Origin of the sequence: Natranaerofaba carboxydovora, from assembly GCF_022539405.1 — a bacterium.
GTDB classification, from domain to species: Bacteria; Bacillota; Natranaerobiia; order Natranaerobiales; family Natranaerofabaceae; genus Natranaerofaba; species Natranaerofaba carboxydovora.
This window is the reverse complement of the sequence record NZ_CP054394.1, coordinates 23717-39872: the sequence shown is the minus strand read 5'-3', so window position 1 is coordinate 39872 and position 16156 is coordinate 23717. Positions and strand designations below refer to the sequence as shown.

The following is a 16156-nucleotide window of genomic DNA, read 5'->3' as shown; positions in this document are numbered from 1 at the left end:
TCATGAAGAGAAAGTGGTAATCAAGCCCTACAATAATATTGTTGTTATAATTCTGAAGAGTTTAAAGAAGCAATATTAGAGTGGTCACTCCAATTAACTTTCTAAAACCATATTGCCAAACTACTTCAAAACATTATATAATATTTAAAGTGACTTTGAGCATCCGGCCTTATGTATTAAAGGCAGAAAATTGTGAGCAATGTCACTTATGCGGCTAGTTACTATGAAAATGATAGGGGGTGTATTTTATAGGAAGTTGGACAGAAAAAACAGAAAGGAAGATGAGGCATAGGTGAACATAGTAAAATCTAGAAAAGTAATGTTTGCTTTAAAAATCATAGTTATAACCATAATTTTTAGTTTTTCATCAGTGCTTTCGGCACCGTCTTCTATTGAGACTTTAGAAGATGGCAGCAATGAAACCATCAATAAAAGTTTTCCTTCTTTAACCCCTTACATAATGGGCTCTTTAGGGTACCGTTATTCTTTTATCCCCTATTCATTTATAAGTTCGTTAGTTCCTTCCCAGTTAAATCATTTCTTCAATTATTATCATAGCTGTTCCTCTTTGAAAATTCCTGTCGGTACTGTAATATCTGAAGAAAAACCAAGGTCTATTAGGAACAAAAGAACTGCCAGGAAACATAACCCTTACATTGCCAAAATAACAGAAGTAAAAGATAAAAATTCACTAAAGAATGCTTTAAATGACATTGATGTCAAGATTATAAGCTTTAAAGAAGATATAGGCAATGATGACTTTACAGTATCTGTTAGTTCTCAGACTGTTGAAGGAAATGGCAAAATACTTAACGGTGATTTTACAATAGAAGCAGATGACATCACCATAAAAAACTTAAACGTTTTAGGCAACTTAAGGGATAATGGCACCGGCAACACGATGGAAAATATTAGTGTTAATTCCAATAGTCCAGGCGGTAATGTAATCTTAGCCGGAAATAACGGTACAGTTAAGGACACCGTTATTCAAAATGACCTAACTTTACAGGGAAGTAATAACAAAATTAACAATTCAAGCGTTGGGAGAAATGTGATAATAACTGGAAATGGTAACGACTATAGAAGTGATAATGTCATAGGCACATTTTTGTATTCAGTAAATGGACAGACCTTCCCGGAACAAACAGGCTTAATAGTCAAAGGTCCTGGATTATTTGAAGAAAGCGAGCTAGTAACAATTAAAGCAAAACCCAAAGAAGGCTTTGAGTTTTCAAAGTGGAATTCTGACGGTGTCTTTTTTAGTGATAATTTTTCACTAGCTTCGACTTTTGAAATGCCAGATAAGCCTGTAACAATAACGGCAATTTTCCAAGAAACAGTTCAAGAGACAGAAGAAGAAGTTGAAGAAGAAGAAAAAGAGGAATACGTGCCAATCACTTTAAGCATTAGTGGAAAAGTTGTAGATCAGAAAACAAGCAATGGCATTCAAGGTGCCCTCATCTACATTGAAAATGCTAATGGGTCTAATATCGAAACAATAACAAAGGAAGATGGAACTTATTATGTATCAGGGTTAAACCCTGGTACTTACACGATAAAAGCTGTTGCAGAGGATTATAGCAAATTTTTTGAAACTCATGAAAACCTTGACAAAGATATTTATGTAGAGATAGATTTAGAAAAAGTTATTAATCATCAGTATTATGATCTGGTTCTAACAATTAACGGACAAGGCCAAGCCAACCTAGAAGCGGGAATATTACATACCTATAAAAATGGTGAAGAGATAGCGCTTTTGGCTACCCCTCTAAAAGGTTGGAAGTTTGACGGCTGGCAGGGTGATTTGGAAAGTGATGAGTTAGAAGTAATAGTTACAATGGATGAAACTAAACACATAACAGCAAACTTCGTTAGACAGGAATACACTGTTGTCTTTAAAGATTATGATAATACAGAACTCAAAGCAAAAAAGGTAAAACATGGAGATAATGCTATTCCACCACCTCTACCTAATCGAAAAGGGTATGTGTTTTATAGGTGGGAACCTTCTGACTTAACTAACATTACCCAAGATATGATAATCACCGCCGAGTATAAAGAAGTAATTGTGAAAAATATAGTAATTTCCTCTCCTCCAAACAAAACTGTCTACATTGAAGGAGAAAATCTTCAGTTAGATGGCCTAACAGTAATTTTAAACAAGACTGATGACAGTACAGAGGTGGTTGAGTTTTGGGAGTTTGACACAAAAGGTATAGCAACGGATTTGGCTGATGGCACACCACTTATTAGGGGAATAAAAGAATTAATCATCACCCACCCAGAAAGTGACAGAACCACAGCTCAGGATATTGTTGTAATTCCCGTCCATAAGGTGAACTTTGATACTGAAGGTGAAGGAGGTTTAATAGAAGCTAGCATAAACGGTACAACAATTAATTCTGGCGATGTTATAGCAGAAGGCAGCACTATTATTTTCACTGCATCTCCTGATGCCGGACTTCAAGCCGCCCACTGGACTATAAATGATGAAGTAAGCGATGAAATAGGGGATGTTTTAACCATTAAAGAGCTCGACTCAGACCTGATTGTAAAAGTTGGCTTTGATGTAGAATTAATCCCCATCGCCACCGCAGATGAGCTAAAACAAATTGAAAGCTACAGTGAAAACACTTTCGGCTATGGCACAAGCTATCAACGCCAGTACAGGGGAGGATATCACAAAAACTATTTCCTGGTAAACGATATCGACCTAAACCAAATAAATTTTGAACCCATTGGATATGAAAGTGGGAATGGTTTTACAGAGTTTAGCGGGACCTTTGATGGAAGAGGATACAAAATTCATAATGGCACAATTGATTTTCCGAAGGATAATTATATAGGTTTATTTGCCTCAACATCCGCAGATGCAGTAATTGAAAATATTGGATTAGAAAACATCGACATAAAGGGCTGGCAGTACGTAGGAAGCCTAGCTGGACAAAACACTGGATCAGTCAAACACAGCTATAGTGCAAACTATGTAGAAACCACTTATACAAGTAATCGTGATCCTGGTTACATAGGAGGGCTAGTTGGCGCAAACGACGGAGTTATTAAAAAAAGTTACAACACTGGTGCTGTGACAGGTCATATTAGACATGTGGGAGGACTAGTTGGTGACAATAACGGTACTATCAAAGAATGTTATAACACCGGGGCATTAACAGGTGATACCTTTCTTGGAGGCCTATCAGGACGTAACGAGGGTAGAATAGAAGATAGCTACAACACAGGTTCTGTAACTGGAGGTGGTGCTTGGACTATTGCTGCCGGAGGACTTGTAGGGGATAACAGTAATTTCGTTGTCAAAAATAGTTATAGTACAGGTCGTGTGATAGGTCCCGGCGGTCTAATTGGAGGTAGCGGCGATGATCCAACAATCATAAACAGCTACTGGGACAAAGGTACTTCAGGTAAGATAGACGGCACTAACGGAGAGGGCAAAGAAACTTCGGAAATGCTAAAACAGGAAACATTTATAGGGTGGGGCTTTAGTGATATATGGGGTATCAAAGAAGGCAAGACATATCCATACCTAAAGAACAACCCACAAAATCCACTGCCAAAACCACCTCCAAGTTAAAAGCAATATCTAGTAATATTAACTAACGAGGGGCTGTACTAAAATATCTTTCTTAGGTCAGCCCCTAATACTACTATATGAGGATACACTACTTTTTTGAAATAAATGCTATTAGATCAAATCAAAAGCAATATACTTATGCTTTCAGTACGTAGCAGATCTAATTTCATTCGGTACTGCTGCTTCAGCAGCTAGCTCTGACATCAATTCCTTGACGGTAGTCATCTTATTTATCCTATAAGCATTACTACCAGCAAATATCAAACCATCATCTACGTTGCCTTGAACTGAATCTATCAACGCATTTGATATACAGTAATCAGCTTCTTTTGGTTTACAAGCTTTCAAGCAATTGTAACAGTTTTTTATTGGTACTTTTTCTGTTTCTAGTTTTTTAATAAAATTATTATTAATCGCTCTTCCTGGCAGACCTACAGGACTTTTTATCAGCTGTATACTGTTTTGGACGGAATTTATATATGCTTCTTTGAACTTTAAGTTAGCATCACACTCTTCTGTCGCAACGAATCTTGTACCCATCTGTACTCCACTTGCCCCCATCTCAATAGCTCTAGAAATGTCATGCCCAGTAAAAACCCCGCCAGCTGCAATTACTGGAATAGATTTGTTATACTTTTTGGCATATGGTTTTAGCACTTCAATAACTTCCATAACTATTTTGTCCAGGCTTGGCATATGATTTTGTTGTAATTGATCCACATGAAATCCCAAATGTCCTCCTGCTTTAGGACCTTCAACAACAACCATGTCCGGTGTATAATCGTACTTTTTGTCCCAAATTTTGGCTATTAAAGAAGCTGCCTTACCAGATGAGACTATAGGGGATATTTTGGTTTTCGACCCCTTTACCATTTCAGGTAAATTTTTTGGTAACCCCGCACCTGAAAAGATTAAATCTATTTTCTCCTCAACAGCTGCTTTTGCCATTTCTTTGTAATTACTTATGACAGTCATCAAGTTTACACCTAGAAGTCCGTCATGACTCAATTGTTTTGCCTTTTTTATATGATTTTTTAATGCCCTAACATTGGCACTTTCAGTATTTTCTTTAAAATCTGGCTCATCAAAGCCTATCTGGACCCCTGATATAACCCCTACTCCTCCTTCATTTGCTACTGCTGCTGCCAAATTTGATAACGAAACCCCAATCCCCATCGCCCCTTGAATTATTGGTACTTTAGCCTGTAGTTCTCCAATGTTTAGCGAAGGTAATTCCATAAATAATCTACTCCTTTTTTGTACTTAAAAATAAGACTGTGCTCATCCTATTCTACACCCTTTTGGCACAAATGTATAGCCAGGATTATATACAATCCCTGTTGTAGTCTCTATACTCCCTCAATGCATGGCGCAGAATATTAAAAATAGACCTAGATAAATCAGGCCTATTTTTATAAAAATTTCAAAAGCTATTATAGAATCTATTGTTGTTATGAATGTTTGCTTATCCCCAAATTACATTAACTAATGTTATAAGCACCGCAACACTTGATATAATTACAGCAAACCATTCCTGCTTGATTGATGTTTCTGCTCTACTAGAACTTATTTGTTTTTCTTTTTCTTCTTCTCGTATTTCAATTGCTTTTAATCTCTCGAATAATTCCATCATATCTTTTCTAATCTCATTATGCTTTTTTACTAACTCTTTAGTATTTTCCAATTCGGTACGTAATTCTATTATATTATTCTCTAATTTCTTTAGTTCATCTGGTGTTTTTGCCATGACACTTCACCTCCACCTTCACGGTTAAATTAATCTATGTTACCAGATGACTTTTCGACATATTTTAACCCCTTTTAGTGACAAACCTTTAAAACCACAAAAAAATACCGAGGCATATCCCCCGGTATTTTGAAATTATTTTTTCTCATAAAATCATTTCATTATCTTACATATGTTATTTGTATACTCTACTGGATCTTCTACAGGTAATCCCTCTATTAGACAGGCTTGATTGTATAATAGATCGGTATAAAGCTTAAATTTATCTTCATCCTGTTCATAAGCTTCTTTTAGAGAATCAAAAACTTCATGATTAACATTGATCTCTAAGACCTTTTCTGCCTCTACGTTTTGGTTATTAGGCATGGACTTTAGTATTTTTTCCATCTCGATTGATATTTCACCTTCGTTTGCTAAACAAACCGGATGGTTTTTTAGTCGTTCAGATGCTCTTACAGCTTTTATTTTATCTGATAGGATTTCGTTCATTTTATCAAACATTTCTTTATGTTCTTTTTCGGTTTCTTCTTTAGATTCTTCTTCCTCTGAATCTATACCAAGATCTTTACTTGAAACCGACTTAAATTCTTTGTCCTGGTATGTGCCCATCATCTTAATAGCAAACTCGTCTACATCTTCAGTTAGATAGAGTATTTCATAACCTTTATCTTTTACAAATTCAGTTTGTGGAAGTTTATCTATCCTATCTACGGATTCTCCTGTAGCATAGTAGATATACTCCTGATCTTCACTCATTCTCGACAAATACTCATCAAGGGAAACCATTTTATTCTCTTTTGAGGAATAAAATAAAAGTAAATCCTCTAAGTCTTCTTTGTTTTGTCCAAAATCACTTTGTATTCCAAATTTTAGTTGTCTTCCAAAGGAACTAAAAAACGTTTCGTATTTTTCTCGGTCATTATCCATCAGTGTTTTTAATTCTTTTTTAATTTTGTTTTTGATATTCTTTGCAATTAATTGAAGTTGGCGATCTTGCTGTAACATTTCTCTTGAAATATTTAGAGACACATCCTCTGAATCCACTACACCTTTTACAAAGCTAAAATAATCAGGCAAAAGTTCAGGGCATTTGTTCATGATCAAAACACCGTTAGAGTAAAGCTCTAGCCCCTTTTCATATTCTGTGGTATAAAAATCAAATGGAGGCTTTTCTGGGATGAATAAGACAGCCTTAAAGCTCACTGTTCCTTCAGCGTTAATATGAATGTGCTTTATAGGGTTATCAAATCCGTAGTGCCTTTCTCTATAAAAGTTATTGTAATCTTCCTCTGTCAGCTCGTTCTTATTCCTATCCCAGATAGGAACCATGCTGTTAACTGTTTCTTCCTCTATATACTCTTCATATTCCTCTTCGTTTTCCTCTTTAGGTTTGGTTTTTGGCATATCCATTTTGATAGGGTATCTAATAAAATCAGAATACTTCTTAACAATAGATTTTATCCTGTGTTCATCAAGGAATTGATCATAATCATTATCTTCACTACTTTCTTTAAGTTTTAAGATAACATCTGTACCAACTGAATCCTTTTCACAGGGGGTAATGGTATAACCTTCAACACCAGTAGATTCCCATTTATAAGCTTCATCACTTCCATAGGCCTTACTTATAATAGTAACTGCATCAGCTACCATAAATGCAGAATAAAATCCAACTCCAAACTGACCGATTATATCATGCCCGTCTTTTACTTCTATATCCTGCTTAAAGTCAAGAGAACCACTCCTAGCAATAACCCCCAGATTATCTTCTAGTTCTTCTTTTGTCATACCAATTCCTGTATCAGAGACTTTAAGAAGTCTATTCTCTTTATCCGAAGTTATCTTAATGTAATAATCGTCTTTGTTAAAAGTTACCGTATCATCTGCCAAAGACTTATAATATAACTTGTCAATTGCATCACTAGAGTTAGAAATTAACTCTCTCAGAAAAATCTCTTTATTTGAATAAATCGAGTTAATCACTATATCCAATAGCCTTTTCGTCTCCGCCTGAAATTCTTTTGTAGCCAAGATAGCTTCCCCCTTCCTTCCTTATACTTGTAAATATTAATGGGTCCCCATAAATATATATCAAATTTTCAGCTTGATTTCAATTTTTTAAATCAAATTCTTAACAATTTCACCTTCTTTAATAACCACCTGAACATTATTCTCATCTGCTAGTAACTGAATATCTTTTACTGGATTTCCCTTAACAACTATGATATCTGCCCTTTTCCCTTCTTTGATTGTTCCTATTTCGTCAAGTAACCCACAGGCATCAGCAGAATACTTTGTATTAGCAGTTAACGCCTCAGCGCTAGTCATAAGCCCTAACCTTACAAAAAGACGCGCTTCAATGTTATTATTTTTGTGATAGTTATAAGGTGTACCAGCATCAGAACCGCAGGCCACTTTTACGCCTTTTTCTATAGCTCTTTGCAAAGCCTCAATGCGTGTTTGTCTTCTTTTTTTAATCATCTTTAACATATGAGGAGCAATTCCACCCGCCGAGCCATATTTATCCATATAATACCCCGGTGACAATGTCGGTATTAAATATACATCTTCACTTAACATTAAGTCATGGGCTTCTTCATCAGCAAAGGTACCGTGCTCTATTGTATTAACTCCAGCCTTAACCGCATTTTTAATACCTTCAGCAGCATGGGCGTGGGCTGCAACACGTTTATTTAATTTTCTAGCCTCTTTAACAACAGCTCTTATCTCATCTTCGTCAGCCTGAACAGCACCAGGTACACTACCTGGATTCATTATCGCTCCGGTAGCCATCACTTTTATTAATTCGGCACCTTTTTTGAGTTGTATTCTTGCAGCATGTCTAAAACCTTCAGGGCCATCAACTTCTTCATATAGGCCTTCAAAATATTCTGCTCCAGCAGTTGTAATAGATATTATTTTGCCAGCAGTAATAATTTTGGGCCCTAGGATATACCTCTTTTTAATCGCATCTTTAATACTTAAATCTATCCAGTTTACGCTGCCGGCATTTCTAACAGTAGTATATCCAGCCATCAAAGTTTTTTCCATATCGGAGGCGGCTTTAACAGTTCGAAGTTTATCATCCACCAAATTTTCTTCATATGTATTTGGCAAACCTTCTAAACCTACATGAACATGACAGTCAATAAGTCCGGGCATTATTACATTTTTGTCATCCAAAAATATAAAGTTTCCATGTGGGTATACTTTCTTCAGCCCTTCTATATCAATTTTCTTTTTAATGATTTTAAATATTTTATTGTTTCTAGTTATTATTATCTCATTATCTTTTATCAGTCCATCTTCACCATCAAAAATTTTCCCTCCCACCAAAATATTCATCATCATTAATAACCTACCTCCGATATTAAGTTTTTTAAAAAGTAGACCTTTTTAACGAGGGAAGCTCTTTGATTCTCCTATAATACCTCTTTAACTCTTTAAAGATATGATAGAGAGACGCCCTGTTTTCAAACTCTTCCCTTGTCGTAGGCAGATCCATTTTCTCATATTCTCTCTCTAAGTTTTTAATAGTTTTATCAACAACTTCGTATGGATTTTTTCTGTTGTAAATTGCGTTCTTTTGCATCCTTTTTAATACTTTTGTAAGCTTTGCTATCTGTATTGATTGAGGCACTTCGCTAGTCATCCTAACCGTAAGCCTATAAATCTCTTCCATGTAATCAATAAAAGATTTAAATGTTCTAAATTGAGCCCTATATATATCCGACAAAGTATCCTCAGAAAAATGAAATCTTTGCTCTTCTCTAAATGATTTAGCTAGCTGTAAACCTTCAGAGGCTTCACTTCTTAGGTTAGAAAGTTCATCCAAAAAATTCGAGTCTATCTCATATGTTGGATGTATTATCTTTTCGGATAACTCCTCGAGTTTGTCCCTTAATTCGCCGTCAATTAGCTTGACTTTTTCTTTAATCTCTTGTTTATGATCAGGGGTGAAAAAATAATTTACTCCTAATGCAGAGACCGAACCTATCAAAGCCAAAGATACCTGCTCAATAATTATATGAACTTCAAAACTATCTGCCTGAGGCATAATCATAAAAACAGCTATAACAAAAGTGATTGTTATTTGGGACTGAATATTAAGTTTTAAACACAATAGTATAACTATCAGTGTAACAAGACCAAAGGTCAAAGCATGGTTCCCTAATAACACTGCTAGGCCTGTCCCAACTAGTGCCCCTAGCAGGACACTACCCACCTTACCAATGCTTTGCATCAAAGAGAGATAAAAAGTTTTCTGAACCGTAAATAGCGCTACTATAGCAGCTAAGTTTACTTCTTTGTATCCCACAAGATGTTGGGCTACAAAAACTGCTATAGTAACGGCAACAGCTGTCTTTAATATCCGTCCACCTAAATTAAATTCCTGAAGCAATTATCTAATAACCTGCCTTTCTAGCTAATTTATTAATTTTCTTCCACTGTCATTTTAATAATTTTATCTCCTTTTGATATCTTATCTATTACCTCGTCTCCTTCTATCACTTTACCAAAGACAGTATGTTTCCCATCCAAATGAGGCTGAGAGGCATGGCAGATAAAAAACTGACTCCCTCCTGTATCTTTACCGGCATGAGCCATGGAAAGACTCCCTCTTTCATGTTTATTGGGGTTATTTTCAGTTTCACATTTAATTGTATATCCTGGTCCGCCCGTTCCTGTTCCTTTAGGACAGCCACCTTGATTTACAAAGCCTGGAATGACCCGGTGAAATGTAAGTCCATCATAGAAGTTTTCTTTAATCAATTTAACAAAATTTTCTACTGTTCCTGGTGCATTCTGTTCGTATAATTCCACTACCATTGTTCCTTTCTCTGTTTCAATAGTCGCTTTTTTCAATATTTTTCCTCCTCATTTTGTGATCTTTTCTATATTTTTATTTAATTCTACATACGATTGTGAACTCCTTTTGGCTAGCAACCGCTTAATGCCCTTTTTTGGATGTTTCATCCTCTTTTCCAGGTGGTACTTCTTTTTGACCTGGAGGAATATCTTCTTGGCCCTTCTCTGGAGAATCTTCTTCCTGCAGATCCTCATCTAGACCCGGAGGCTTTTCTTGTCCGGGCACTTTATCTCTGGGGTGATCTTTTTCCCTAGTATCACCATCTTCTTTCTCGAGGAGTTCATCGTCATCTTGCTCAGATATTTCATCATCTTTCTCAGGTCTTTCATCCTCTCTTCCAGGAGGTACCTCTTTTTGACCAGGAGGAACATGTTCCTGATTTTTCTCCGAAGGATCTACTTCCCATGGGTCTTCCTCTAGCCCTGGCGCATCTTTTTGTCCAGGAGGCTCTTCTTGACCTGGCTCAAATTCCCTACCCGAAGAATCGCGATCATCATCAGGCCTTTCTCCTGGGTGCTCATCTCTTTGGCCAGGAGGTTTTTCTCCACGACCAGGATGGTCATCTCTTAGACCAGGAGGTTCGTCTCTTAGACCCGGGGGTTTTTCTCTTTGCCCCGGTGGCACCTCAGGTGGTCCTTCACCTTCAGGCCCTTTTGATTCATCAAATTCATCAAAAACTCTCCTAGCAGGCAAATCTCTTTTGGCAATTTCATCTATTAACTCCCTGTTTTCAAGGTTTCTAAGCTCTTCTTTAGATGCTCCCACTTCCTTAGAAGCTTTTTTTTGTAAAACATAATTGTTAATACTTCTTTCTTGTCCTTTGGCCTCTACCCTATCATCTAAAGTAGCTTGCTGCACTCCCACTCTGCCGAATATTTCCAAATCTTGCAGGTGGCTAGTTAGCTCTTCTTTTACTATCCTTGAAGTTAATTCAGCCAAAGCAACAGAATCTATATTTTCACTATCATTATTAGCACCTACAAGAGTTATTAAAAATAAATTCTCATCCCCGGGATGTATATAACCTTTATCTTTTGCCTTATTAACTAAAGCCTTTAATACAGTAAAAGTATTTTTGTTATCTAGTTCATCTAGCGAAATATCTCTTGTTAGTTCTTCAGCTTCCGTATCATAAGAAATTATATCAACCACCTGGTTTTCAGAGTCTATAGCGAGTTCGATGCTAGGGTTTATATCGATAGCAAGATAAGCCGCTGCCTCCCCGGTAGGGCTGGTAGGAGCTACTGTTGAATAGACAATGCCAACTATCATAATTAAGATAACTGCAGCAGCACTAATAGCTCTAGTATGCCCAAGTAGTGAAGTTTTTTTCTTGTTGTCTACTTCAGCGGGATCTATCCAGATCTCTTCTCCAACCTCAGTCCCTTCATTTGGAAGAGATAGTGTCAAAAATCTTCTGTCCTCTGTAGCAACTTTTACATAATCTCCTTCTATTCTCATCACCACTGCCTTTATTTTATTTTTATTCACCTTGACCATCTCCTTTCGAGGCCGCACTTTCGCCTCGGCTATAAAAGGATCTTATATTATGTTCATTATTATCTTTTCCAATCAAAGGCAATGTAAAAAGTGAGCGAAGGTAACTAAAGCGTTCATCCATCATTATTAACATTATCCCTAATATATATTGACGTCCTCTCTTTAATACCTTCTTACTTATCCCTGTAGCAAGAACCACTTCTTTTAATGGCAGCTTTTTTTTCTTTTTTACATATCCAGAAAGATCTGACTGCGAAGCTATGTACTGGGCTATTTCAACAAGTTTATTCCTAGTTTTTTCGTGTTTTGGAGCACTTTTTTCTAGCATTTCCAACGAAAGACCAAACTTATTAAGTTCTTTTTCAAATTCTTCCATTTCTTCTTTTCTATTTTCTACGGCTTTCTTTTCTCGATATCTTTCTAGAGAAACTTTTGCTTCCAAGTAGCTAGTATCTTGTGAGTGTTGCTTAGAATTTGTAGAATTATCTATACCTTCTTCATTATTATTTTCTAGAGACAAATTGTTGTGTCTTGACTCCTTGCGGTAAAAATCTATCAAACGGTTTTTCATCACCATCCGAACATAGTTTTCAAATTTTTTCTCAGAATTAAGATCATAACTGTCTATGGCTTCATTAAATGCAAGCATTGCAATACTCAACTCATCATCATTTTCCCATTCTAGTTTTCGCTTGCAATAATTAGAGGCAGCTTGTTTAATAAACGATGTATAGCTTTCAATTAACTTTTCTCTAGCTTCTTCGTTTCCTGTTTTGGCAGTTTTTAATAGATCTAGCTGCCAGCTCTCCATATATTTCACCCTCTTAAATATAAATTCGAAAAATACTTTGATTTTTGGGGGCTCAATTAAATATTAAAAGAAAAAAATCGGTGCTGTGATGACAACACCGTTAATTTCATCAATTGTTTTGAGTGAGGATGTGTTCTAAAAATCAATCTTTCCCCATAGCCTTATCCAACTCTTCATTAAAAATTTTACCCGATATGTGCATTATAGTATCAATATTACCTTCTTTCTTTTTTTCAAATTCCATAGAAGCAAGACATGGGTAATGAATGCTCATAAGGCCAGCTTTTGGAGTCACTTCATCAACGCTCATTCCTTTTATCTTCTTTACTGTATAATGAGTTGCTCCACAGGGGGCTCCCCTTAGTACTTCAACCTTTTTTATTTTGTTTTCTTCATCCAAGGTCACATCAAATTTGGGCCTGCCAAAATATCTAGAAAACTCTTCTATTATTTCGCTCTCATATTCATAATAACTATCTTCAAATCCACAACTTCCTTCATTTATTGAACAAAGAGGCTTTGGAAACACTATGGCAACCCCTTTTTTGCCAAGTTGTTTCTCTAGTTGGTTACGAAGTCCTGGTGGTATCCAGGAAGAATCATCAATTGAAGCTATCACTCCCTTAGCCCCGCTCATATCTACAATTTCAGGCAAAAGCTGAGGCGCCTGGCTGTTTTCTGCCATATGTAAAATTAAATCTACCTGTGGTAGTTCTTGTGGCAAGTATTCTTCAGGGTAATCAACCACTGGCTCAGCTATATCCGGTGGTGTAAAGCTTGTTACCCACCAATCTTCTGGCATATTATTTTCAATGTTATTTATTATTCTCTCTCCATAAGCCCCTTCAAAAATAGCTAATATCTTCACTATTCCTCCCCCTTTGTTTATATAATTTCGTCAATAGTAAACACTACATTAACTTAAATAGTTTCTAATTTAATTATACTTTTTAATTCTACATTTTCTTCTCTTACCCTTCCAATCATTACATCGTCCAGATTACCTATATAAAAATTTACTTTTAACTTCTTTTAAAACTCGACAATAAACGACAGCATTTTGTATTTCATTTAGATAAAATTAGAAATATATGATAATTAGTATTTATAACAATATTATATAAATTGGACTGTAGAAAGACTTAACTAGATAAAGGGGGGATATTTTGAAAAAGTTAAGTGTTAAAGATTTTGTTTCAGGTATGAAATTAGAAACAGATGTCTATAACAAAAATGGAGCAATAATACTCCCAAAAGAAACTGAGTTAACACCCAAACATATTGAATTATTGCAATCCTGGGGTATTGTTTATGCAAAAGAAAAAGTAAAGAAGGACAAAAATTTTTTCATGGACCAAAAAGAATTAAGAAAAAAATTTTCTGCCTCAAAGGATCTAATTTCTAATTTCATGAAAAAGATAAAATACTCTGATGATTTGGAAATAGGTAAAATAGAAAATATAACCGAAGAATTACTTACATATACACTATCAACAAGAAATCATGCTAGCTTAATCAATGAAATGAAATCTAAAGATTCCTACACATTTCAGCATAGCATGAATGTAGCGGTTTATTCATCCTTAATTGGTAAATGGTTAAACTACGACCTTGATACTATTAAAGAATTGAGTATGGCTGCCCTCTTACATGATATCGGAAAAATGAAAGTGCCTGAAACAATTTTGAATAAACCAACCAAGCTAAGTGACGAAGAATTCGAACAGATAAAAAAACATCCTGAGTATGGTTACGAAATTATTTTTAATACTAAAGGATTAGGGAAAAATATAGCTTTTGCTATCCTTCAACACCATGAAAGGACCGATGGAAGTGGTTATCCTTTAGGATTAAAAGAAGACAAAATAACTGATTTCGCTAAAATCATAGCTGTTGCAGATACTTTTGATGCTATGACTTCTGAACGTAGTTACGACCAACGGTACTCACCCTTCGATGCTTTAAATGAAATAAAAGCTGGTGCTTTTAAAAATTTAGATCCCAAAATATCTCTGTTATTTATTGACAATATTTTATCGTTTTTTGTGGGTTCTAATGTTGTTTTAAATACGGGGGAAAAAGGTGAAATAGTTTATTTTTACAAAGAGGATTTACATAACCCTGTGATAAGAACCGATCATGAGATAATAGATTTATCTAAAGAAGATAATAAAGAATTGGCAGACGTCTTAATATTTTAATTTCTTTAACTAGTTGCTCCTTAAAAAGGAGCTTTTTTTATGTAGAAATGAATTTTTGGTGTTTCTTTTTATGAAAAAGAGTTAAAATATAAGTAGAAAATAAGTAGAAATATTTTTAAAGGATGTTGAATCTATGAAGGATAAAACAGTAGTTATAATTGGCGGTGGCCCTGCTGGCATGATGGCAGCTATTACAGCAGGAGAACATTGTAATAACGTGATTTTAGTAGAGAAAAATTCTCGGCTGGGTAAAAAATTAAAAATAACAGGTGGAGGCAGATGTAACCTAACAAATGACAAAGAACCAGCTGAAATTATAGACAAGGTTATTACAAATAATAAGTTTTTATATAAAAGCTTAGAGGCTTTTACAAGCCAAGACTTGATTAAGTTTATGGAGGATAATGGCTGCCCTGTTATAATTGAAGATGATGGTTGTGTCTTTCCCAAAAGCAATAATTCTAGCGACGTTATAAATATTTTTTATAATTTGCTTAAAAAAAACAATGTTAAGCTTTATCTTGGAAAGAGTACAGAAGAGATTTTGATAAAAAATAATAAGATCGAAAGTGTTAAAATTAACGAGAATAACATTATAGCCTGTGATAGTGTGATTTTGGCTACTGGAGGTGTCTCATATCCCGGCACCGGTAGTACAGGTTTTGGACATAAGATAGCAAATAATTTGGGCCATACCATCACCCCATTAAAACCTGCCCTGGTGCCAATTGAGATAAAAGAAAAATGGATAACAAAATTATCCGGCATGTCTTTTGAAAATGTTGCGGTTAAGACCAAAATCGCAAATAAGCTAAAAACAATACAGGGGGACCTTTTGATAACTCATTTCGGAATCTCTGGACCAGCAGTGTTAAAACTAAGCTCTTATTTAAACAAGTTAGATCCATCAAGCACAAAGTCTCGCAAGCAAAAATTAATTGGTCATTCAATAAGTATCGACTTTGTGCCAAATATACCTCATGAAGAATTAAAAGAAATCTTCACTTCTTCAAAATATAGTAACAAACAAGTCTCTACCCTCCTAACCGATTATCTACCCAAAAATTTTGTAAAGGAACTACTAGAAAACCTAGAAGTCGATAATAATACTAGTTTAAACCAGCTAACCAAAAAGGAAAGAGGGAAAATAATCAACTCACTAAAAGATTTCAACATCACAGTCAAAAGTCTAAGAGATATTAAAGAAGCGACTGTCACCTCAGGTGGTATCAATACTAAAGAAGTAAACCCCAAAACCATGGAATCAAAGTTAATTAAAGGGCTTTATTTTGCCGGTGAAATTTTGGATGTGGATGCCTTAACTGGAGGGTATAACTTACAAATAGCTTTTTCCACCGGATATGTTGCAGGCATTAATAGCGTATCTTAGAGGAATTCATAGAGGAATTCAGATTGTTAAATTAGCAGGTTTTTACCT

The 16156-nt window shown here is 35.4% G+C and carries 12 protein-coding genes; 3 read left to right on the top strand and 9 right to left on the bottom strand.

The window, feature by feature from the left end; all coding sequences use genetic code 11:
* Window positions 1-292: 292 nt before the first annotated feature.
* Window positions 293-3589 (top strand): InlB B-repeat-containing protein, encoded by a 3297-nt coding sequence (locus ACONDI_RS00180; RefSeq protein WP_241079486.1) that lies wholly within the window; start codon window positions 293-295, stop codon window positions 3587-3589.
* A gap of 144 nt (window positions 3590-3733) precedes the next feature.
* On the opposite strand, the gene ACONDI_RS00175 is transcribed toward ACONDI_RS00180, so the two are convergent.
* The 9 genes from ACONDI_RS00175 to ACONDI_RS00135 form a co-directional block, all read right to left on the bottom strand.
* Window positions 3734-4828, bottom strand: coding sequence for an NAD(P)H-dependent flavin oxidoreductase (locus ACONDI_RS00175; RefSeq protein WP_241079485.1), 1095 nt, complete (start codon window positions 4826-4828; stop codon window positions 3734-3736).
* Between the two features lie 226 nt (window positions 4829-5054).
* Window positions 5055-5336 carry a hypothetical protein gene (locus ACONDI_RS00170; RefSeq protein ID WP_241079484.1) on the bottom strand — a complete coding sequence of 94 codons (282 nt, stop codon included), beginning with the start codon at window positions 5334-5336 and terminating at the stop codon, window positions 5055-5057.
* Between the two features lie 153 nt (window positions 5337-5489).
* Entirely contained in the window at window positions 5490-7367 is a 1878-nt protein-coding gene (htpG, locus tag ACONDI_RS00165; protein ID WP_241079483.1) for a molecular chaperone HtpG, read from the bottom strand.
* Window positions 7368-7454: 87 nt separating this feature from the next.
* Window positions 7455-8687: a metal-dependent hydrolase family protein gene (locus ACONDI_RS00160; RefSeq protein ID WP_241079482.1), complete on the bottom strand. Its 1233-nt coding sequence runs from the start codon at window positions 8685-8687 to the stop codon at window positions 7455-7457.
* Window positions 8688-8715: 28 nt separating this feature from the next.
* A complete protein-coding gene (locus ACONDI_RS00155; RefSeq protein WP_241079481.1) occupies window positions 8716-9738 on the bottom strand; it encodes an aromatic acid exporter family protein in 1023 nt (340 codons plus the stop codon).
* Window positions 9739-9770: 32 nt separating this feature from the next.
* Window positions 9771-10202, bottom strand: coding sequence for a peptidylprolyl isomerase (locus tag ACONDI_RS00150; protein WP_241079480.1), 432 nt, complete (start codon window positions 10200-10202; stop codon window positions 9771-9773).
* A gap of 85 nt (window positions 10203-10287) precedes the next feature.
* Window positions 10288-11697, bottom strand: coding sequence for an anti-sigma-I factor RsgI family protein (locus ACONDI_RS00145; RefSeq protein ID WP_241079479.1), 1410 nt, complete (start codon window positions 11695-11697; stop codon window positions 10288-10290).
* A complete protein-coding gene (sigI, locus tag ACONDI_RS00140; protein WP_241079478.1) occupies window positions 11690-12517 on the bottom strand; it encodes an RNA polymerase sigma-I factor in 828 nt (275 codons plus the stop codon). Before sigI ends, ACONDI_RS00145 begins: the two co-directional genes overlap by 8 nt.
* A 142-nt stretch (window positions 12518-12659) precedes the next feature.
* On the bottom strand, window positions 12660-13385 hold the full coding sequence (locus ACONDI_RS00135) for a DUF166 domain-containing protein (RefSeq protein ID WP_241079477.1): 726 nt from the start codon (window positions 13383-13385) through the stop codon (window positions 12660-12662).
* 298 nt (window positions 13386-13683) lie between these two features.
* On the opposite strand from ACONDI_RS00135, the gene ACONDI_RS00130 reads away from it, so the two are divergent.
* Together ACONDI_RS00130 and ACONDI_RS00125 are read left to right on the top strand one after the other, a co-directional pair.
* Complete coding sequence (locus tag ACONDI_RS00130; protein WP_241079476.1) at window positions 13684-14718, top strand: HD-GYP domain-containing protein; 1035 nt, start codon at window positions 13684-13686, stop codon at window positions 14716-14718.
* Window positions 14719-14851: 133 nt separating this feature from the next.
* Window positions 14852-16108 carry a BaiN/RdsA family NAD(P)/FAD-dependent oxidoreductase gene (locus tag ACONDI_RS00125; RefSeq protein ID WP_241079475.1) on the top strand — a complete coding sequence of 419 codons (1257 nt, stop codon included), beginning with the start codon at window positions 14852-14854 and terminating at the stop codon, window positions 16106-16108.
* Window positions 16109-16156 lie beyond the last annotated feature (48 nt).

What these genes read in the sequence shown, in the direction of transcription:
- ACONDI_RS00175 (WP_241079485.1), bottom strand. Translation starts at nt 4,828, where the DNA reads ATGGAATTACCTTCGCTAAACATTGGAGAACTACAGGCTAAAGTACCA.
- ACONDI_RS00170 (WP_241079484.1), bottom strand. Translation starts at nt 5,336, where the DNA reads ATGGCAAAAACACCAGATGAACTAAAGAAATTAGAGAATAATATAATA.
- ACONDI_RS00160 (WP_241079482.1), bottom strand. Translation starts at nt 8,687, where the DNA reads ATGATGATGAATATTTTGGTGGGAGGGAAAATTTTTGATGGTGAAGAT.
- sigI (WP_241079478.1), bottom strand. Translation starts at nt 12,517, where the DNA reads ATGGAGAGCTGGCAGCTAGATCTATTAAAAACTGCCAAAACAGGAAAC.
- ACONDI_RS00125 (WP_241079475.1), top strand. Translation starts at nt 14,852, where the DNA reads ATGAAGGATAAAACAGTAGTTATAATTGGCGGTGGCCCTGCTGGCATG.